The sequence below is a fragment of the Vibrio sp. ZF 223 genome (genome assembly GCF_003050585.1).
GTDB lineage: Bacteria > Pseudomonadota > Gammaproteobacteria > Enterobacterales > Vibrionaceae > Vibrio > Vibrio crassostreae.
The window spans coordinates 40,972-60,143 of record NZ_PIGB01000017.1 but is presented as its reverse complement, the minus strand read 5'-3'; the positions used below and the strand labels follow the sequence as shown (position 1 = coordinate 60,143).

18 protein-coding genes, 1 rRNA gene and 1 riboswitch are annotated in these 19,172 nt (G+C 43.8%); of the genes, 5 read left to right on the top strand and 14 right to left on the bottom strand.

Annotated features, from left to right (window positions below):
• Nucleotides 1–487 (bottom strand): 16S ribosomal RNA (locus CWO13_RS22655); the annotation flags it as partial.
• A gap of 621 nt (nucleotides 488–1,108) precedes the next feature.
• On the opposite strand from CWO13_RS22655, the gene CWO13_RS22650 reads away from it, so the two are divergent.
• On the top strand, nucleotides 1,109–1,561 hold the full coding sequence (locus CWO13_RS22650; protein WP_108083490.1) for an RNA recognition motif domain-containing protein: 453 nt from the start codon (nucleotides 1,109–1,111) through the stop codon (nucleotides 1,559–1,561).
• On the opposite strand, the gene murI is transcribed toward CWO13_RS22650, so the two are convergent.
• The 3 genes from murI to btuB are packed head-to-tail and all read right to left on the bottom strand — an operon-like array spanning nucleotide 1,524 to nucleotide 4,939.
• Nucleotides 1,524–2,330: a glutamate racemase gene (gene murI, locus CWO13_RS22645; RefSeq protein WP_048658867.1), complete on the bottom strand. Its 807-nt coding sequence runs from the start codon at nucleotides 2,328–2,330 to the stop codon at nucleotides 1,524–1,526. The genes CWO13_RS22650 and murI overlap by 38 nt on opposite strands.
• A gap of 60 nt (nucleotides 2,331–2,390) precedes the next feature.
• Nucleotides 2,391–3,056 (bottom strand): ATPase, encoded by a 666-nt coding sequence (locus tag CWO13_RS22640; RefSeq protein WP_048662903.1) that lies wholly within the window; start codon nucleotides 3,054–3,056, stop codon nucleotides 2,391–2,393.
• Nucleotides 3,057–3,103: 47 nt separating this feature from the next.
• Nucleotides 3,104–4,939 carry a TonB-dependent vitamin B12 receptor gene (gene btuB, locus CWO13_RS22635; protein ID WP_108083489.1) on the bottom strand — a complete coding sequence of 612 codons (1,836 nt, stop codon included), beginning with the start codon at nucleotides 4,937–4,939 and terminating at the stop codon, nucleotides 3,104–3,106.
• A gap of 40 nt (nucleotides 4,940–4,979) precedes the next feature.
• A riboswitch (cobalamin riboswitch) is annotated at nucleotides 4,980–5,183 on the bottom strand.
• Nucleotides 5,184–5,337: 154 nt separating this feature from the next.
• Here btuB and trmA point away from each other — a divergent pair.
• Entirely contained in the window at nucleotides 5,338–6,447 is a 1,110-nt protein-coding gene (trmA, locus tag CWO13_RS22630) for a tRNA (uridine(54)-C5)-methyltransferase TrmA (protein WP_108083488.1), read from the top strand.
• An 81-nt stretch (nucleotides 6,448–6,528) separates the two neighbouring features.
• Here the strand turns inward: trmA and CWO13_RS22625 are convergent, their stop codons facing one another.
• Nucleotides 6,529–6,900, bottom strand: coding sequence for a YijD family membrane protein (locus CWO13_RS22625; protein ID WP_004736696.1), 372 nt, complete (start codon nucleotides 6,898–6,900; stop codon nucleotides 6,529–6,531).
• Complete coding sequence (gene fabR, locus CWO13_RS22620) at nucleotides 6,900–7,541, bottom strand: HTH-type transcriptional repressor FabR (protein ID WP_010438693.1); 642 nt, start codon at nucleotides 7,539–7,541, stop codon at nucleotides 6,900–6,902. Before fabR ends, CWO13_RS22625 begins: the two co-directional genes overlap by 1 nt.
• Nucleotides 7,542–7,868: 327 nt before the next feature.
• On the opposite strand from fabR, the gene sthA reads away from it, so the two are divergent.
• The gene (gene sthA / locus CWO13_RS22610) at nucleotides 7,869–9,269 is read left to right on the top strand and encodes a Si-specific NAD(P)(+) transhydrogenase (RefSeq protein WP_102431404.1); all 1,401 of its coding nucleotides are present in this window, start codon (nucleotides 7,869–7,871) and stop codon (nucleotides 9,267–9,269) included.
• 171 nt (nucleotides 9,270–9,440) lie between these two features.
• Here the strand turns inward: sthA and dinF are convergent, their stop codons facing one another.
• From dinF to CWO13_RS22585, 4 genes are all read right to left on the bottom strand, one after another.
• Nucleotides 9,441–10,796 carry an MATE family efflux transporter DinF gene (gene dinF / locus CWO13_RS22605; RefSeq protein ID WP_170960930.1) on the bottom strand — a complete coding sequence of 452 codons (1,356 nt, stop codon included), beginning with the start codon at nucleotides 10,794–10,796 and terminating at the stop codon, nucleotides 9,441–9,443.
• A gap of 117 nt (nucleotides 10,797–10,913) precedes the next feature.
• Nucleotides 10,914–11,792 carry a class I SAM-dependent methyltransferase gene (locus CWO13_RS22600; protein WP_107899491.1) on the bottom strand — a complete coding sequence of 293 codons (879 nt, stop codon included), beginning with the start codon at nucleotides 11,790–11,792 and terminating at the stop codon, nucleotides 10,914–10,916.
• Nucleotides 11,793–11,889: 97 nt separating this feature from the next.
• A complete protein-coding gene (lexA, locus tag CWO13_RS22595) occupies nucleotides 11,890–12,510 on the bottom strand; it encodes a transcriptional repressor LexA (RefSeq protein ID WP_019820514.1) in 621 nt (206 codons plus the stop codon).
• Nucleotides 12,511–12,604: 94 nt separating this feature from the next.
• A complete protein-coding gene (locus CWO13_RS22585; RefSeq protein WP_102319726.1) occupies nucleotides 12,605–12,967 on the bottom strand; it encodes a diacylglycerol kinase in 363 nt (120 codons plus the stop codon).
• 220 nt (nucleotides 12,968–13,187) lie between these two features.
• On the opposite strand from CWO13_RS22585, the gene plsB reads away from it, so the two are divergent.
• Nucleotides 13,188–15,611, top strand: coding sequence for a glycerol-3-phosphate 1-O-acyltransferase PlsB (gene plsB, locus CWO13_RS22580; RefSeq protein WP_102319725.1), 2,424 nt, complete (start codon nucleotides 13,188–13,190; stop codon nucleotides 15,609–15,611).
• 103 nt (nucleotides 15,612–15,714) lie between these two features.
• Here plsB and ubiA read toward each other — a convergent pair whose 3' ends face one another.
• Together ubiA and CWO13_RS22570 are read right to left on the bottom strand one after the other, a co-directional pair.
• Complete coding sequence (ubiA, locus tag CWO13_RS22575; protein WP_048658874.1) at nucleotides 15,715–16,569, bottom strand: 4-hydroxybenzoate octaprenyltransferase; 855 nt, start codon at nucleotides 16,567–16,569, stop codon at nucleotides 15,715–15,717.
• A complete protein-coding gene (locus CWO13_RS22570) occupies nucleotides 16,570–17,112 on the bottom strand; it encodes a chorismate lyase (protein ID WP_170960874.1) in 543 nt (180 codons plus the stop codon).
• Between the two features lie 162 nt (nucleotides 17,113–17,274).
• On the opposite strand from CWO13_RS22570, the gene CWO13_RS22565 reads away from it, so the two are divergent.
• On the top strand, nucleotides 17,275–17,682 hold the full coding sequence (locus CWO13_RS22565) for a flagellar basal body-associated protein FliL (RefSeq protein WP_048662879.1): 408 nt from the start codon (nucleotides 17,275–17,277) through the stop codon (nucleotides 17,680–17,682).
• 80 nt (nucleotides 17,683–17,762) lie between these two features.
• On the opposite strand, the gene glpG is transcribed toward CWO13_RS22565, so the two are convergent.
• Nucleotides 17,763–18,605 (bottom strand): rhomboid family intramembrane serine protease GlpG, encoded by an 843-nt coding sequence (glpG, locus tag CWO13_RS22560; protein ID WP_102478818.1) that lies wholly within the window; start codon nucleotides 18,603–18,605, stop codon nucleotides 17,763–17,765.
• A 49-nt stretch (nucleotides 18,606–18,654) separates the two neighbouring features.
• On the bottom strand, nucleotides 18,655–18,975 hold the full coding sequence (gene glpE, locus CWO13_RS22555; RefSeq protein ID WP_048658877.1) for a thiosulfate sulfurtransferase GlpE: 321 nt from the start codon (nucleotides 18,973–18,975) through the stop codon (nucleotides 18,655–18,657).
• Between the last annotated feature and the right edge of the window lie 197 nt (nucleotides 18,976–19,172).

The window sequence follows — 19,172 nt, the reverse complement described above, 5'->3', positions numbered from 1 at the left end:
AGATAGCGCTATTAACGCTACCCCCTTCCTCACAACTGAAAGTACTTTACAACCCGAAGGCCTTCTTCATACACGCGGCATGGCTGCATCAGGCTTTCGCCCATTGTGCAATATTCCCCACTGCTGCCTCCCGTAGGAGTCTGGACCGTGTCTCAGTTCCAGTGTGGCTGATCATCCTCTCAGACCAGCTAGGGATCGTCGCCTTGGTGAGCCATTACCTCACCAACTAGCTAATCCCACCTAGGCATATCTTGACGCGAGAGGCCCGAAGGTCCCCCTCTTTGGCCCGTAGGCATTATGCGGTATTAGCCATCGTTTCCAATGGTTATCCCCCACATCAAGGCAATTTCCTAGGCATTACTCACCCGTCCGCCGCTCGACGCCCATTAACGCACCCGAAGGATTGTTAGTGTCGTTTCCGCTCGACTTGCATGTGTTAGGCCTGCCGCCAGCGTTCAATCTGAGCCATGATCAAACTCTTCAATTTAAGATTTTGTGACTCAACGAATACTGACTTCAAAACTACTATGTAATTTTAAAGCTATTACCATTCCAACAGAATGATAATGAATTGACTGTGCCAAATACCTTCTTTCTACAAGAGAAAGTAGTTATTTGTATTGGTCACTCAGTTCATTGAAATCAATTTTGTTACCGAAGTAACTGCTATTACCTAAGTAATAACGTTTTGATATTCATCAACGAGTGCCCACACAGATTGATAGGTTTAAATTGTTAAAGAGCGCTAGCGTTTTGTGATTCACATCTCAGTCGCTAGGGGTGCGTACTATACCTGCACCACTTTGAGAGTCAAGGGTTATTTTCAAACTCTTTTTCTCTACCGATTTCGCTGTGTGACTTTCGTCTCACTCCGTGTCGGTGAGGCGGCATTATAGAGAGATTGAGATGGAGCACAAGGGCTTTTTGAAATAAAAGTTTTGTTCGCCTAAAAAGCCACCAGATCCGCATTTTTCGAATAAAAACTAAACATTTGAGACGTATCACAGCAATACATTGGAAAAATGGAAGCCATGAACGTAAGATTCATGTGTCTATTTTGTTAATGGTAGATGCGTCTATTTCGTTTATTAATATGTAGTATTCCGATATGAACTCAAAAAAATCGATGTTGTTAATTGTCGCACTGGCTGTATTAGGCGGCATTGTTTTCTCTCAGGTAGATATATCGCCTGCAATTACCTTTATCCTTGGTGTCTTGGCTTCCGCTTTTGTTGTTAACTTTTCAAGCACCGAGAGAAAATCAGATTCAGAACCTAAGGCTTCAACCAAAACACTTTATGTGGGTAACCTTCCATATAAAGCGAACGAATCACATGTACGTGAATTATTCTCAGAGCATGGTGAAGTATTTGCAGTACGTTTAATGAAAGACAAACGTACTGGTAAAAGAAGAGGCTTTGGATTTGTTGTTATGGCAAGTAATGATGTGAATCATGCAATCTCTGCACTTAACGATAAAGATTACATGCAACGCACTTTAAAAGTACGTGTTGCAAATGATCCTAAACATCCTGAAGCGGACGAATCTGAACTGAGTTAAACCCTAACTGCTTTAACATACTATTTAGTGCACTTTCTTTTTTAGGAAGTGCACTACAAAAAACCTCACGCACTCCCCCTTCTTTATTAATGCTTTCCAAACCTAACAAATCTTGAACCCGCTTAGCTATCGCTTTACCAGAATCTATCAGCACTACACTTTCACCTAATACTTGTTGAATCTCTGATTTGATCAGTGGGAAATGGGTACACCCTAATACGGCCACATCAATTGTGTTGATCATCGGTTGAAGGATTTGCTGTAACTCTTCAAGACTAATCTCCTCACCTCTGAGTTTATCTTCGGCCATATCCACCAGCCGAGTTGAACCCAACAGCTCTACTCTTTTATTACTCGAGAAGTTTTTGATGAGCTCGTGTGTGTATTCACGAGTAATCGTCGCAGGAGTTGCAATAAGTCCAACCGCTTTATTAGCCAGTAACGAGGCAGGTTTGATTGCCGGGACAACACCGACAATAGGGATAAGGTTATTAGCGCGAAGTGTAGGCAGGACTATCGTACTGGCCGTATTACAAGCTATCACCACAATATCAATAGCGTGACTCGCCACAAAACTGGCGACGATATTTTGGACTCGCTGAATGAGGACTTGCTGGTCGAGCTCACCATATGGGTAAGCCTCGTTATCGAATACATAGATATAGTTGTGATTTGGTAGTAACTGGCTTATCTCTTTATATACAGACAGACCGCCAACTCCAGAATCAAAGACCAATATGTTTTTTTGTAGACTATCCGACACAACGATTACCTATAATAAGTTTCGCTGCAATGATACTCCTTCGCTTAGTTTTCGCCAATCCTCACTCTATATAATGCAAGCCTGATAGCGTTGATGAACAAAACGCTCACCTTGCTCTACATTTTCTAACTCTATCTTGAGCTTTCCTTTAAAACACGGTGCTGACGTCACCAGTGTATGGAACTCACCATCTTCTCCACATGGGTCGACGTGACTTGGCAAACTGTCTATTAGTTCAGGCGTGTATTCTTTCCCGCAATAGCTCATATCTAGTGCATCTCTATCAACTGTGACGAGTAAGGTTTCGATTCCTCTGTTTATTATCTCACTAGCAAGAGCCTGGCTACTCTCTCCCATTAGTGGAAACACACACTCCCAGCCAGCCGGTTCTATATAGCTTTTTCTATAGTCGGCAATGCCATTGCAAAACATATCGCCAAATGCGACCGCATCAATTGATAAGCAAGACCCTTCCAATGCTGAGACAATCGTACTTTGGTAAATCTCATTGCTCGGGAACACTTCAGGAAGCTCTATGGTGATGAGTGGCAAACCGATTAATTGTGCCTGCATGGCAACGACATCAATAGGAGTTACCTGGAAAGGGACTTCATCTCCAACATAGGTAGTATAAAGAGCAACAACTTCATACTCAGCACTCTCAAGCAAACGCTCTAGGGTTAAGGTAGAGTCTTTACCTGATGACCAGCTTATGACGACTTTCTTTTTCATTGATATACCCAATAAGAAAAACCGCCCGAAGGCGGTTTAGGTGTAAATTAGAATTGGTAAGTAGCATTTACGTAATATGTACGCTCTGGTGATGGGTATCCACCAGCAGTCTCGTACTCTTCGTCAGTTAAGTTATCCACTCGACCATTTAAAGTAAGGTTTTCATTCGCATAGTAATTCACCGAAACATCAAACAGACTATACGCTGCAAGATCTTCAGAGAAGTCCGGTCTCTCACCTACATATTGGTAGCCTAGCGAAACATCAACCTCATCGAAACTAGCCACTGCATTATACTTGTAAATCTTCTTAGCTCTGCGTATCAATTGATCACCAGATTGATCTTCTGGGTCTTGAAAGTTAGCGCTCACTTGATGATTAATAAAGCTAGTATCAAATCCAACGACCATTTCCACACCACGTAGTTGGCTTTCGCCATCGGTATTGTAGTACTTGCTTGTCGCGTAGTTGTAATCAATTAAGTCTTCGACGTTCGTGTCATAGCCAGTAATCGACCAATCAACATCCTTGATTAAGCCACCAAAAGTCAGCTCGAATGAATCTGCCTTTTCAGCTTCTAACTGTGCATTACCGTAGTAGCTGTATAGTTGATATAAGTTAGGTGCCTTGAAGGATGTGCCATAAGCTGCTTTCACGACAAGCCACTCAGCATAACGATAGCCTAACCCTGTGTTGTAAGTGGTTTCGGTACCAAACTGTTCATTGTCATCCACACGGACGCTCAGCTCGCCAAACACTTTATCCGCATCTGCATTTAATGCAGCGAAGTACGCAACATTCGTTCTGTCGTATTCAGTATTCGAAGGCTTAACAATATAAGCCTCATCACGCCAATCTACACCGCCACTAAGAGTCAGTGCCGAAGTTAGTTTGTATGAATTAACCCATTGAACATTTAACTGTTCAAGTTCATCAGATGTTGCTGACGCCGAGTTCTTGCCTAAAGACTGTTCGTAGTTCCAGTTATCTTGATTCTGATAGTTAACTAGGAAATCAGACTTAAGTTCACTGCCACTATATTTAACACCAGTAGCAAAGGTAGAATTTTGAACTTCAGCTTCTTTGTAAGAATGGACTGGGTTACCGGTATTAAAATCAACATACGAACCATCATATTGAGAAATGGTTTCAAACATGCGGAAGTTCGCAAAGCCACTCCACTGTTGGTCGAAGTTATGTACGTACCCAATCAAAGCATTACGTGATTCAAACCCATGACGGTCGCCATCGTTTACTCCGGGCATGGGGTGAACGTTATAGCCTTCATCAGAATCGTAACCAACCGATACATTCAAATGACCATTTTCGCCAACTTTGGTACCACTAACAAAACTTAACTCTTCATAATCACGGCTGCCTAATCCCGCACTCACTACCGTTTCTTCATTGTCAGAACTGGCAACTGTAATGATATTAATCACACCACCAATAGCTTCTGAACCATACATAGCAGCACGAGCGCCTCGTACATACTCGACTCGTTCAACAAATGTGATTGGCAGCTGGCTGAAATCGACACCACCTTTTGCAGCGCGAGCAAAACGAATGCCGTCAATTAACACAAGAACCTGATCAGAGTTAGCACCTCGAACAAAGATCGAAGCTTGCTGGCCTCTACCACCATTCTGTGTAACTTGAATGCCCGTTAATCGTTTGAATACATCAGTTAGTGACTTAGCTTGAATACGAGCTATATCTTGACGTGTCACAACCTCAACTTGAGCGACAACACTTTCGGTGCTTTGCTCAAAACGGTTAGCCGTAACCACCATGGTTTCGTCGGCAGAAGCTTGTTGGGCGTGTAAATTGGAGATAGGTGAAAGCAGCGATGCTACAGCAACCGCTAAAAGGGATTTGTTCATGTTGTGATCCTAAATCGCGTAAAGTCCTACCAAACCACATCTTATGGCTTGGCCGCTGGCAGGTATTCGGACTCAAGAGCACAACCTTATGGTTACCTTGTATTCGACTTCCCACAAAAAGCTATTTGCAGTGTCTTATGAATACTCGTTCTCTTATACCGCTGCGCGTCAGTTCTGGGTTCGCACCAGATTCCCTCTTCAGCCATCTATACATCTAAATGGCACCAGCTTGCCGAAGATAGTATTGACCTCTGAATCATTTGTCTAGTCTAAGATAGTTATAAGCTATAGTTTTCATGGCCTATTTACACTGATTGGCTCTCAACACTGGACAAGCGCCTGTGATTGAATAAAATCTGCGCTCTTGATTTAAAAGCACGACAGCAAAAGGCATAACAATGGCGAATTTAGATGTAAACCCGCAACGCTACCAAGAACAACTGGCAGAAAAGACTGAGCGTCTTACTGAAATGTTCTCAGAATATAATGTGCCTGAGCTGGAAGTGTATGAATCTCCAGAACAACACTACCGCATGCGTGCTGAGTTCCGTGTGTGGCATGAAGGTGACGATATGTATTACGTCATGTTCAACCAAGAGACTAAAGAAAAATATCGCGTAGACCAGTTCCCTGCTGCTAGCCGTCTAATCAATGACTTGATGCCTCTATTAGCGGATGCAATGAAGGACAACCACTCTCTACGCCACAAACTATTCCAAGTAGATTTCCTTTCTACATTAAGCGGCGAGATTTTGGTGTCACTACTTTACCACCGTCAATTAAGCGAACAGTGGATTCAAGATGCTAAAGTACTTAAGCAGCAATTAAACGATGAAGGTTTTAACCTAAACCTGATTGGTCGTGCGCGTAAGATGAAAATCGTACTGGACCGTGACTACGTTATTGAAAAGCTTGACGTGAATGGCGATAGCTACATCTACCAACAAGTAGAGAACAGCTTTACTCAACCAAACGGAAAAGTAGCAGAGAAAATGTTGGAATGGGCTGTCGACTGTACTCAAGACAGCAAAGGCGACTTGCTTGAGCTTTACTGTGGTAACGGTAACTTCTCATTAGCGCTGGCACAAAACTTCGAGCGTGTACTGGCAACAGAACTGGCGAAGCCATCAGTGGAATCTGCGCAATACAACATTGCAGCGAACAAGATTGATAATGTTCAGATTATTCGTATGTCTGCGGAAGACTTTACCGTAGCAATGGAAGGCAAGCGTGAATTCCGTCGTCTACAGCAAGCGAACATCGATCTTAAGAGCTACAACTGCAACACTATCTTTGTTGATCCACCGCGTTCAGGTATGGATGTAGATACTTGTAAGATGGTTCAAGGCTACGAGCGTATCATGTACATCTCTTGTAACCCTGAAACGTTGAAAGAGAACCTAGAGATCCTAAGCGAAACACACAATATCACTCGTTTTGCTCTGTTTGACCAGTTCCCTTACACCCACCACATGGAAGCGGGTGTATTCTTAGAGCGCAAAGCATAAGTCTCGCTTTCTCGGTCTAAGGCAAACAGCAAATACAAAAAAACGAGCCCATTGGCTCGTTTTTTTAATTTCTAAATCAGCTTAAGCCGTTTTGCCGATAAAGCCGAGTTTCTTACCTACCCATGCAAGAAGCAACATCGCGACAATAATCGCAAAGAAGTTTGAGCCAGCATCAGGGTGTTGTGCCTTCACGAAAGCCGAGTGACCAAATGCACCCACGAAGAAACAAGCTAAACCTACTAATGGAATATCTTCAGATACTGGGTTAGTTAGGTATTCTTGGTAAAGCGCTTGTACAGCCAAAACTAAAGCGATAAGCGGAAAAATAGAGAAGCCCACTTCGCTCATTGTTACCCAAGATAACAATGCATCACCACACACACCGGCTACAACAGCAAGTACGAGTGTCTTTCTTTCAGAACCACGGTTTACAGTATTATTTTCATTCGACATTATTCAATCCCGCCTTTTAATCGGTTACGTTCACGTTCTTTACGATACCAAAAAGCTCCTTTGGCCATCATTCGCAATTGCATGATCAAGCGTTCAGCCAATTCATCTCGCTGACGTCGATCTAAATCTAATGCTTCTGCCCCTGAGTTGAAGACTAAGATGACCGAGGCTTCAGCTTGAGTGAAAGCTTCGTCCCTTGTCATGCCAGTCGTTATCAAATATTCGGTTAACTCAGCAGAGAAGTGCTGTATCTCACGAGCTACCGCTGCACGAAACTCAAATGAAGTTCCTGAGCGCTCTCGCAATAACAGTCTGAATACGTTAGGGCTGCTTTCAATGAATTCCATAAAGGTTTCAACCGATGTACGAATCACACTGCCTTCTTTTACTATGCGCTGCCTAGCTTGACGCATTAACTGGCGCAACAGTAAGCCACCTTCATCAACCATGGTTAAGCCAAGCTCATCCATGTCTTTGAAGTGACGATAAAAGGAAGTCGGTGCTATTCCAGCCTCACGAGCGACTTCTCTCAAGCTTAGATTGGAAAAACTACGATCAGCGCTGAGTTGGCTAAATGCAGCATCGATTAAGCTGCGACGAGTTTTTTCTTTTTGCTGTGCGCGAATGCCCATTGGTTTCATACTTTATCAATTTCTTCTTTTACAGCCTAAACAGGCATGTCTAATACTCTGTTCAATATAACGCGAATCACTTATTTATATAAGGCACTCTGGTTATATAAGACACTAAACATACCTCTTTGTTCACGTACCGAAGTAAATACGTTCAAAGAAAAAATTTCAATATCCACACTGTCATTTGGAGACATACGACATACCAAATATTATTTTTTCGATAACACTGCGTGATCCCACCGACTCTCTGATGCCCTTTTCATGTACCAAAGAACAGAATCAGTTAAAATCTCGCTAAAGCAATGTTAATTAAATATAACAAGGAAGATATCTATGCCGCACTCCAACCACTTTGATGTAATCGTAATTGGTAGTGGCCCCGGAGGAGAAGGGGCAGCGATGGGATTAACCAAAGCCGGGTTGAACGTTGCAATCATTGAGAAAGAGAGCAGTGTTGGTGGTGGTTGTACTCACTGGGGAACCATTCCTTCCAAAGCACTGCGTCATGCCGTAAGCCGTATTATCGAATTCAACAACAATCCACTGTTTTGTCAGAACAACAAAAGCATTCACTCAACGTTTTCCAACATTTTGGGTCATGCTAAATCCGTAATCGACAAGCAGACTCGATTACGCCAAGGCTTCTACGACCGTAACCAATGCACACTAGTATTTGGTACGGCGCGCTTCATTGATACCAACACTGTCTCAGTAATGCAAAGCGATGGCACTGAAGAACATTACAGTGCAGACAAATTTGTTATCGCTACGGGTTCTCGTCCTTACCAACCAGATAATGTCGATTTCCTGCATGAACGTATTTACGACAGCGACTCGATTCTTTCTCTTAAACACGACCCGCAACACATCATCATCTATGGTGCTGGCGTTATTGGTTGTGAATACGCGTCGATTTTCCGCGGTTTAGGCGTAAAAACCGATCTTATCAATACTCGTGATCGTCTGTTGTCATTTCTAGACAATGAAACCTCAGATGCACTTTCTTATCACTTCTGGAACAGTGGCGTCGTGATTCGTAACGATGAAACCTTTGAGAAAATTGAAGGCACTGATGATGGCGTGATTATTCACTTAGAATCTGGCAAAAAGATGCGTGCTGATTGCCTGCTGTATGCTAATGGTCGAACGGGTAATACCGATAAACTGAACCTTGGCGCTGTTGGCTTAGAAGCGGACTCGCGTGGGCAAGTCTCAGTAAATACTAATTACCAAACCAATATTGACCATGTTTACGCTGTCGGTGATGTGATTGGCTACCCTAGCCTAGCGAGCGCGGCTTATGACCAAGGTCGATTTGTTGCCCAAGCTATTGTCAAAGGCGAAGCTGAAGGTCACCTAATTGAAGACATTCCAACCGGCATCTACACCATCCCTGAGATCAGCTCAGTAGGTAAAACCGAGCAAGAGCTTACCGCAGCTAAAGTACCGTACGAAGTGGGACGTTCTTCATTCAAACACTTAGCTCGAGCTCAAATCGCCGGTAAAGATATTGGTAGCTTGAAGATCCTATTCCACCGTGAAACCAAAGAGATTTTGGGTATCCACGTGTTTGGTGAGCGTGCCGCTGAAATCATCCATATCGGCCAAGCGATTATGGAGCAGAAAGGTGAAGCAAATACCATCGAGTACTTTGTAAATACCACCTTTAACTATCCAACGATGGCAGAGGCTTATCGTGTTGCCGCTCTTAACGGCCTTAACCGTTTGTTCTAAATAAAGAACTAACAGGAGTATTTGACCACCCTTAGGCTAAATACATAGACAGCAAGCCATGAGCTTGCTGTTTTCATTTAAGCCATTGAAAAATATAGCAACTAAAGTAATTAGATCATGATGTTCTAAATGCCATTTAGTCTGTACATCTTCTATTTGTACCCGTTAGAACTAAGCGAGGAATTCGCCCTTCTTCCACTGAGAAACAAATAACACACCAAGACCAATACCACGCATTGCCATAAAACTCAGCATCGCAAGCCACAGAGAATGATTTTCTAAACTGGACGCTAGGAAGAAAATAGCAAAGAAGCTGCAGGTCGCGACAAACATACTATTACGCATGTCCTTGCCTTTAGTTGCTCCAACAAAAATACCATCGAGTAAGAAGCACCACATTGAAACCAGTGGCATTGCGATCAACCAAGGTAGGTACACCTCAGCTTGGCTTTTTACATCTGGGATTGTCGTGATCATATTAATCAAGCTAGAGCCAGCGATTGCGAACACTATGGTCAACACCAAACAAATATTAAAGCTCCAGAAGAAAGTACCAATCAACGACTGATTTAACTCATCTTTATCTTTCGCTCCTATCGCCTTACCGACCATCGCTTCCATCGCGTAAGCAAAGCCATCCATCCCATAAGAGATGATCATCAAAAAGCTCATCAATACCGCATTAGCCGCCACGACATCATCGCCAAAGCTTGCTCCTTGGAAAGTCATGAAAGTGAAAGTAGCTTGCAGGCACAATGAACGGAGAAAGATATCGCGATTCAATTTTACGAAACGACTCAAGCCTTGACTGGTTTTCTTAAGCAAATCCCATGGCGAAGGCAGTTGTCTCTTAATCCAGATTCGATAAACACAAATCAAGCCAAATGTTAGACCGGCATAATCGGCCATTACAGACGCCAATGCTGCACCTTCCACTTGCCACCCTAAACCGATAACAAAAACGATATCCAAAACGATATTGGTGATATTGGTGATGATCACCATCCACATTGGCGCTTTGGCATTTTGGGTTCCAAGTAGCCAACCTAGAATCACAAAGTTAGTGAGCGCAGCAGGTGCACTCCAAGCGCGAATTGAGAAATATTGCTGACCATAGTGCTTAACTTGCTCACTGGCGCTACTCAATGAGAAAACTAAATCGGCGACTAGACTGTGTAAAAGCAAGAAGACACCAGCAAACCCTAAGGCCATGGTCACGCCTTGCACGAAGACTAAGCCAAGTTGCTTTCCATCATTCGCACCATAAGATTGTGCGGCTAGCCCTGTTGTCGACATGCGTAAGAAACCGAGCAGCCAAAAGGTCACGCTGATCATTGTGCCACCTAATGCCACACCACCGAGATACCAAGAATGCTCTAAGTGACCGATAACCGCCGCATCGACTAAGCCCAGCAGTGGAACAGTAATATTAGAGAGAACCATCGGGATCGCGAGCAACAGCACTTTTTTGTGCATCGCCTGATTGGATAGAGTTTGAAAAATAGTTTGGGGATTAAATAGCTTCACGATCACCTCTTAGATTAGAGGCGATAGTTTAACCTAGTGGGTGGGCTTTCACTATGTTGTGGAATTTTACTTATACCGGCTATGTACTCAATTACTCGAAATACAGAACCACTAGGTTTACCACTTAACGAGTACTAACTGCGGCGTTAAACGTTTTTTGACCTGAGAGATCTTACAAAGAAGTCGCTGCCACAATTTCCAACGATTGCATTGCTGGTCTAGTGGAGAAAACGCTTTTACCCATTGCGTCCATGGCAGCCAATTAAGAACGCTGTCTACCGGAGAAGATAGGCCATGCGCATACTTTCCAGAACCGAGCTTTTGCCCAAGAGCGCTAGAGCTTTTATCTCCAGCTAATACTAAACACGCATGTGCATGAGTAAAGTAGCGGCTGAGAGACTGAATAAAGTTCGCCGTCTGTTGTTCATTACAATCCAGCAAAGCATGTTCACATACCACCATCACCGACGCTTGCTCTGGGATGTTAAGTTCATCTAACCAAGTTAAGTCATCAACAGAGCCACACTCCAAACGATAGCGTTCATTTTTGTGGAACAAACGTTGTCGCCAAAGCAGATTCTCGGTCACATCGAGCTCAACCCAATGACAGCGGCCATTATCTAAACGGTAGAAACGGGTGTCGAGCCCAGCCCCAACATTGATGATCCAAGCATCTGGGTTGTGAGATAGAAATTGTTGAACTTGAGAGTCACAAAGTTGAGTCAGTGTTGCGTAGAGAAGTTGTTGCTGATCGAGCTCACCAGTAAGACATTCTGGTGCGAGCTGGCAACGCTTGCAGGCTTGAGCTGCGATAGGATCATAAACGAGACCGTCATCGGCTAGGCTTTCACGACTACGAAACCAAAGATGTTGAACGAGATTGGTCGGAACTTGGAATTCTTGGTGTGCAGACCCTTGTTCAGAAGAAGCCTTTTGAACAGAGGAGCGCGGCTTACGAGCAAGCAGCTTCATTTGAGGTTTGGTTGGGTTTGGCATCATCATCTTCCTTGTATCTCGACAAAGAAGATGATAATGAATATCAATTACAATAACAAGTTATTGAGAATGAATATCAATAATCTATTTGTAATGGCTACATCCAGTCGGTGTTACGAATGATACCAACCGCAAGGCCTTCAATAGACAAGTGTTGAGATTCAAGATCGACATGGATTGGAGAAAATTCTTCATTTTCAGCATGTAACAGAACCGTTGAACCTTTACGTTCTAGGCGCTTTACCGTTACATCATCATCGACACGAGCCACGACAACCTGACCATCACGAACATCTTGAGTTTTATGAACAGCCAATAAATCACCATCCATAATACCGATGTCTTTCATACTTTCGCCATTCACACGAAGTAAGAAGTCAGCTTGTGGTTTAAACATGCCTGGGTCAACTTGGTAATGCATTTCTACATGCTCTTGAGCCAGAATAGGCTCACCTGCGGCAACCTGACCTATTAATGGTAAACCTTGCTCTTCGTTTGCTGCATCTTCAAGCAAAATACGAATACCGCGAGACGCACCCGGGATAATCTCAATCGCTTCTTTACGAGCAAGAGCTTTCAAATGTTCTTCTGCAGCATTAGCAGAACGGAAGCCTAGTTCACGCGCGATTTCTGCACGTGTCGGTGGCATACCGGAATCTTCGATCTTACCTTTAATAAGGTCAAAGACTTGTTGCTGGCGGGGCGTTAACGGCTTCATGATTCACCTGTCTTTTTATACAGTTGACTGTGAGTATATCCAGTAACTGAACAAAAGCAAAGCAATTGGTTGTTTTTAGTTCATTTTTAACGAATTACAAAAACAAGATATCAAGCCACACATAACCTGCTAGTGCTAAACAGATGAAAACCGCCGCCGAACCGACATCTTTTGCCATCCCAGAAAGCTCATGATGTTCACTTCCGATTCGGTCGACTACCGCTTCAATCGCGGTATTGATTAGCTCAACAACCATCACTAGCACCACCGATGAGATCATCAAGATTCGCTCAACTTGGCTTACATCTAAGTAAAATGCCAACGGAATAAGCACCGCCGCCATGAACACTTCTTGTCGAAATGCAGCCTCGTTTTTAAACGAACTCGTAATGCCTTGCCATGAAAAGCCTGCTGCTTTGATGATGCGTTTGAATCCGGTGTTTGATTTTTTGGTCATTTTTAACCCTATACTCAATCAGTCGATGAATGATTTTCCACAAACTTAACGGCAATATGACTATTTCCATTAAAAGGTTAGACCAGTTTCTGGTATTCTTGCATCGATTAAATTTACGCCTAGGCTTATCCCTATTTCACTCATAGGATTTATCCTTTTTATCATAGAAATAGAGATACGCTTCAGCACATTGAAATAACTATTGAGGCAGTGAACCTATATGTCTTCTGGACAATCTTTTTCACGTTCATTAATGAAGCTACCTTTATCCCTATTGGTAAAGGGCACATCAATTCCTTCAAACCCTGTTGAGGATTTGAACATTGATTTGAGCAAACCGATTGTATACGCCTTACCGTTTCGCTCAAGCGTAGACATTCTTACATTGCAAAAACATGCACTTGAATTAGGCCTACCTGATCCGTTGAGCAAGCTTGAAATCAACGGCAAATCACTGCAACGCTACGTTTTCATCTCTTCTCGCAAAACTCTGCTGCAAGACGATGATTATGTACCAAGCTCTTCAATTGAAGTGTTCTCTGAATTGCTTTCACTGCACGCTGACGACTCTGAACTCGATGTTCAAGTTATCCCTGCTACAGTGCTGTGGGGACGTAAGCCTGGTAAAGAGAATAACCAGAAGCCTTACCTACAGGCAATGAACGGCTTAGAGAAATCAAAAGCTGTATTGCTAGCCGGTCGTGACTGTCTGGTTCGTTTCAGCCCAGTGGTTTCTCTACGCTACATGGCTAACTCGCACGGCACCGACAGCACCATCGCGCACAAATTGGCGCGCGTGGCACGTATTCACTTCTCTCGCCAAAAGCTTGCTGCATCAGGTCCTAACCTGCCAAGCCGCCAAGCTCTGTTTGATCGCCTATTAAAATCAGAAGCGATCAAGAAAGCGATTGAAGACGAAGCACAAGCAAAGAACATCTCGATCGAGAAAGCGAGCAAAGAAGCTCAAGACATCATGGACGAGATTGCTGCGAACTTCTCTTATTCGCTGATCAAGCGTGGTGAGAAGATTCTCGGTTGGCTATGGAATAAGCTGTACCAAGGCCTGCATATCAGCAACGCTTCAACGGTTCGTAAGTTGGCTCAAGATGGTCACGAGATTGTTTACGTGCCTTGTCACCGTAGCCACATGGACTACTTGCTGCTTTCTTATGTGCTTTACCACGAAGGCATGGTGCCTCCGCACATCGCTGCGGGTATCAACCTGAACTTCTTCCCTGCCGGTCCTATTTTCCGTCATGGTGGTGCGTTCTTTATTCGTCGTAGCTTCAAAGGCAACAAGCTGTACTCGACGATTTTCCGTGAATACCTAGCGGAATTGTTCGCTAAAGGTTACTCCGTAGAGTACTTCAGTGAAGGTGGTCGTTCTCGTACAGGTCGTCTATTGCAAGCGAAAACGGGCATGCTAGCGATGACAATCCAAGCAATGCTGCGCGGTATGAACCGTCCGGTGACTTTGGTTCCTGTGTACATTGGCTACGAGCACGTTATGGAAGTAGCGACTTACGCGAAAGAGCTTCGAGGTAAGCGTAAAGAGAAAGAAAACGCGAGCTTGGTGATTCGTACCATTCGTAAGCTGCGTAACTTTGGTAAAGGCTACGTGAACTTCGGTGAGCCGATTCAACTGAACCAATACCTGAATGAGCACTCACCAGAGTGGACCAAAGACATCGATCCAATGGGCACCAGCAAGCCACAATGGATGAACCCAGTGGTTAATGACTTAGCGACCAAAATGATGACGCACATTAACGATGCGGCAGCAACCAATGCCCTGACCCTTTGTGCAACGGCACTATTGGCTTCAAGACAGCGCGCATTGTCTCGTGACTCTTTGGTTTCTCAGATCAATTGCTACCTGTCTCTGCTTAAGAACGTTCCATATTCGGCAACGTTCACAGTGCCAAAAGACAGCGCTGAAGAATTGGTAAAACATGCTGAATCACTTAACAAGTTCTTGATTGAATCAGACTCAATGGGCGACATCATTTCACTAGACCGTCACCAGTCAATTCTGATGACCTACTACAGAAACAACATCATTCACTTGTTTGCTCTGCCATCGTTAATTGCACAGATGACCATTCGTCAGCGCGGTTTATCGATTGACGCGATTCAAGAGAACGTTGCTGCTATCTACCCGTTCTTGAAGAAAGAGCTATTCCTAAGCTACGAAGAAGATAAGCTTGAAGGCGTGGTTTCTAACATCATTGAAGAGCTGGTTAACCAAGGTATGCTTGTGATTTCTGATGACGAAGTCACCATCAACCAATCAAACAGCCAAGCACTGATGCTATTAGGTCGTACGATTTCAGAGACGCTACAGCGCTACTCGATTGCTCTAAACCTGTTGGCAGAGAATCCTGACCTGGATAAATCCGATCTTGAACAGAAGAGCCAAGACATTGCACAGCGACTTGGTCGTCTACAAGGCATCAATGCACCAGAGTTCTTCGATAAAGGCGTGTTTGCATCGATGTTTGCAACTCTGAAACAGCAGCAATATCTGGATAACGATGGTAACTGTGATTTAGAAAAGACTCAGCAATTCGCTAAGCTTCTCTACTCAATGCTTTACCCAGAAGTACGTTTGACGATTCAAGAGAGTATCCACCAAGCAGAGTAACAATCCGTTTGGCGTCGCTTTCATAGCAAAGCGAAACACGATCAAAAAAGGCACCCACTGGGTGCCTTTTTCTTTAGCGTTCGTTAACTCGAAAAGCTGATGCTTACCAGAAGGTAATGAATAAGCCTACAGTCACTGCCATTCCAACATAATTATTGTTGAGAAATGCTTGGAAACAAAGGTCTCGATCACGGTGGCGCATCAGGTGTTGTTGATACACAAACAAGCTTCCCGCTACCAACAATGCCCAATAGAAGGTATCACCTAGTTGGTAATGCATGCCTAACGCAATCAGCATCGCTAGGGTGACGAGTTGCAAAGAGCCAACAATCAGTTTATCGAAGCGACCAAATAAAATCGCCGTCGATTTAATACCAATCTTCAGGTCGTCATCTCGATCAACCATCGCATATTGCGTGTCGTAAGCAATCGTCCACAACGCATTAATCACGAATATAAACCACACAATGCTTGGCAGTTCATTGGTTTGTGCCGCCCAAGCCATTGGTATCGCCCAACTAAACGCTAAGCCGAGAAACAACTGTGGAAGATGCGTAAAACGCTTCATGAAAGGGTAAATGAACGCCAGACCAACACCAATAAATGAGAGCTTAATGGTCAGTGGATTCATGGTCAGTACCAGCAAGAAGGAAACCACGGCTAGCACTAAAAAGAGCAGAATCGCTTCCTTACTGGAAACCAAACCTGAAGGTAATGGACGCTGCTTGGTACGTTTAACATGACCATCTACTTTACGGTCAGCAAAGTCATTGATCACACAGCCAGCCGAACGCATCAACACCACACCGAGTACGAAAACAACCAAGACATCAAAATCAGGCATACCTTGTGCGGCGATAATCAGTGACCACAAGGTCGGCCAAAGAAGTAACAGGGTACCAATCGGGCGATTCATTCGCGTTAATTGCCAATACGCCTTCGCTTTGGTGGCAAGCATTTACACACTCTCCTTAGAGTAAATGGGTGATGTTGGTAAAAACAGTTCAGCCACAAGCATCGGTTTATGGTTCATCCATAATCGAGAACGACGTGCGAGTAATTGCTCATCGCCCACGATAACCCAACCGACTTGCAGCGCATCTCGCTCCACGTTCTCAGCACTGAAAACGGTCAATCCAAGCGGGACATTACCTTGTTGAGAAAGGTCAGAGTGCTGATGATCTTCTAGCGTGACTCGGGGAATCAAGGTTCGACCTAACACCCACGGTTCATCATCACCCTTTAAAATCACTTTACGCAGTAAGCAATCAAACGATGATAAAAGATGTTCCTCGTCTTGTTGTAGTCTTGAGCGTTCTACAACTTGATTATGAAGCAACTCAACAGACAGGTGCTGACAGCTCTTACCCAACTTGCGGGAAAGAGAACCTTGCTCCATAAGCCACTCTTTGGTGGTTTCATTAGGAAAATCAAATGTTTCTGTACTTTGCCAATCTACATTCATTAACGAATTAAGATACAGCGATATTGGCTGATTCATACTAGTATTCAATAGGTGACTTTACACGTACAATAAAGCTTCAACTTTCGAACAAAATTAAAGCGCTCTTCGAATTGTAAACGTATTTAGATTTAGACCGCTCATTGTAACAAGACTAATGCGTTTCGAATATCGCGAATAAACTAAAGAAAAGTCACAAATATGCACAAACGTTATGTAGCCCAAATAATTCTTGCGATTACCCTACTCTTTTCAGCATCAAGTTTCGCTGAAGAGGAATTGGCACCCAAACTAGCCTACTTCACGCTAGAGCCAGACCTGACCACCAATTTTTACACTAAAGGTAAAAAACTGGGCTACATTCAGGTTCGCCTCGATATTATGGTTGCGAACAGCAATGACCTAGCTGCCATTGAGCATCACCAACCATTAATCCGCGATGCCGTGATTGAATTACTTGGTAAACAAAACGAAGAAACGATTAAGTCTCTGTCTGGTCGTGAAGATTTGAGAAAGACTTTGGTTGAACACCTCAACAAGATTCTTCTGCCTGAGACGGGCAAAACCCTGATTGCTGACTTACTGTTTACCAAATACCTTTATCAGTAATGATGTAAAAACGAATCCTAATAAAAAAGCGGCTCATCTGGCCGCTTTTTTGTATCTATCGATTCTCGGTAACTAACGCGCTAGCTTGTTGCCGATTTCGGCGCTTTCATTGAATCTATAAAGCCGATAATCACACCTGCGACTAAACCTGCCAAATGAGCGGTATTAGCGATGGCCATAAATGGCTGCATGTACCCAAGAACTAACCACACCAACATAAAGCCAACGATCTGCCTTGGGATACCTAAACCGAGTTGCGGCGCCTTTGCTCCGACAACCCATAAGTAACCAACCAAGGCATACACTACTCCAGATAAACCACCGAAGTTCGCCCCTTCGACCCAGTATTGTCCGGCACCAGAAAGCGCTGAAGATACGGCAAAGATCTGAAGTAACTTAAGACCACCTAACTTTTTCTCAATATCTCCGCCCAGTTGCCACCACCACAAGATGTTGAATGCGATGTGCATAACCGAGAAATGCAAAACAGCATGACTGAGCCAGCGCCATAATTGCCATTGCTGCCCATCAACCGCAGGGAAATGTAAGGCGTTAAAAATCGCCTGCCCGAAACCTATCTGCTGCAGAGCAAAAATCACCACACATACCAGCATGATACTGAGTGTCACAGGGCCTGCTTTGGCTTTTATCATGCCCATGAAGCTTGGTATGTGATAATGAAAGTTGCTCTTCCTGGTCTCTGCCATGTCCCAAGACGCCGCTTGATAGCGCTTATGATTGGGTTCCGACAAGAAGCGATTGAGCTCAGCTTCGGTTTCAACTTGAAATTGACCATCAATAAGCCAAAGCGCAAAACGCCCTTCCCCCTCAGGAGACATCTGAATAGGGATCTGACGAGACGCCATATAATCAATAAATGCTTGAGCAAGACGTGGGTTGTCTAACACCATCAATCTAATCATTGGTACTTCCTATTCATACTATGAGAGATGCTTGGAGCGATAAAGGTAATTAACCAGCAATCACAGGAAGTTCAGCACGGTGCCAAGCTTCGAAACCGCCATCTACACTATATACCTCTTCAAAGCCTTGGTTCACTAAATATTGTGCTGCACCTTGGCTGCTAATACCGTGGTAACACATCACCAAGATAGGTTGTTCGAACTCAACCTCATCCATGAACGACACCATCGTATCGTTAGTCAGGTGGTAGGCTGTTTGTGAGTGGGCAACCGCAAAAGACTGCGGGTCACGTATATCGACAAGTCGAGCGTTGCCTTGTTCAATGAGGGCTTGAGCGCCTTTAACATCGATATGTTTAAACTGGTCCATGACTTTCTCTTTTATACTGATTTACTTTGCTGCCATTGTAACCTATCCCAAGGCTAACATTCACATCCACTTAATAAGGTTATCCACCAGCGATCACTTTTACACCTTTTGTGGATAAATCTGTGAATTGCGTGAATAAAGTGCCTTTTTAAAAATAGATCCACAACATGTAGTAAGGATCCTGATCTAACTGTGGG

Excerpts from the sequence above, each read along its gene's own strand:
- CWO13_RS22650 (WP_108083490.1), top strand. The coding sequence starts at position 1,109 with ATGAACTCAAAAAAATCGATGTTGTTAATTGTCGCACTGGCTGTATTA.
- CWO13_RS22640 (WP_048662903.1), bottom strand. The coding sequence starts at position 3,056 with ATGAAAAAGAAAGTCGTCATAAGCTGGTCATCAGGTAAAGACTCTACC.
- btuB (WP_108083489.1), bottom strand. The coding sequence starts at position 4,939 with ATGAACAAATCCCTTTTAGCGGTTGCTGTAGCATCGCTGCTTTCACCT.
- trmA (WP_108083488.1), top strand. The coding sequence starts at position 5,338 with ATGGCGAATTTAGATGTAAACCCGCAACGCTACCAAGAACAACTGGCA.
- CWO13_RS22625 (WP_004736696.1), bottom strand. The coding sequence starts at position 6,900 with ATGTCGAATGAAAATAATACTGTAAACCGTGGTTCTGAAAGAAAGACA.
- fabR (WP_010438693.1), bottom strand. The coding sequence starts at position 7,541 with ATGAAACCAATGGGCATTCGCGCACAGCAAAAAGAAAAAACTCGTCGC.
- sthA (WP_102431404.1), top strand. The coding sequence starts at position 7,869 with ATGCCGCACTCCAACCACTTTGATGTAATCGTAATTGGTAGTGGCCCC.
- CWO13_RS22600 (WP_107899491.1), bottom strand. The coding sequence starts at position 11,792 with ATGCCAAACCCAACCAAACCTCAAATGAAGCTGCTTGCTCGTAAGCCG.
- lexA (WP_019820514.1), bottom strand. The coding sequence starts at position 12,510 with ATGAAGCCGTTAACGCCCCGCCAGCAACAAGTCTTTGACCTTATTAAA.
- CWO13_RS22585 (WP_102319726.1), bottom strand. The coding sequence starts at position 12,967 with ATGACCAAAAAATCAAACACCGGATTCAAACGCATCATCAAAGCAGCA.
- plsB (WP_102319725.1), top strand. The coding sequence starts at position 13,188 with ATGTCTTCTGGACAATCTTTTTCACGTTCATTAATGAAGCTACCTTTA.
- ubiA (WP_048658874.1), bottom strand. The coding sequence starts at position 16,569 with ATGCTTGCCACCAAAGCGAAGGCGTATTGGCAATTAACGCGAATGAAT.
- CWO13_RS22570 (WP_170960874.1), bottom strand. The coding sequence starts at position 17,112 with ATGAATCAGCCAATATCGCTGTATCTTAATTCGTTAATGAATGTAGAT.
- CWO13_RS22565 (WP_048662879.1), top strand. The coding sequence starts at position 17,275 with ATGCACAAACGTTATGTAGCCCAAATAATTCTTGCGATTACCCTACTC.
- glpG (WP_102478818.1), bottom strand. The coding sequence starts at position 18,605 with ATGATTAGATTGATGGTGTTAGACAACCCACGTCTTGCTCAAGCATTT.
- glpE (WP_048658877.1), bottom strand. The coding sequence starts at position 18,975 with ATGGACCAGTTTAAACATATCGATGTTAAAGGCGCTCAAGCCCTCATT.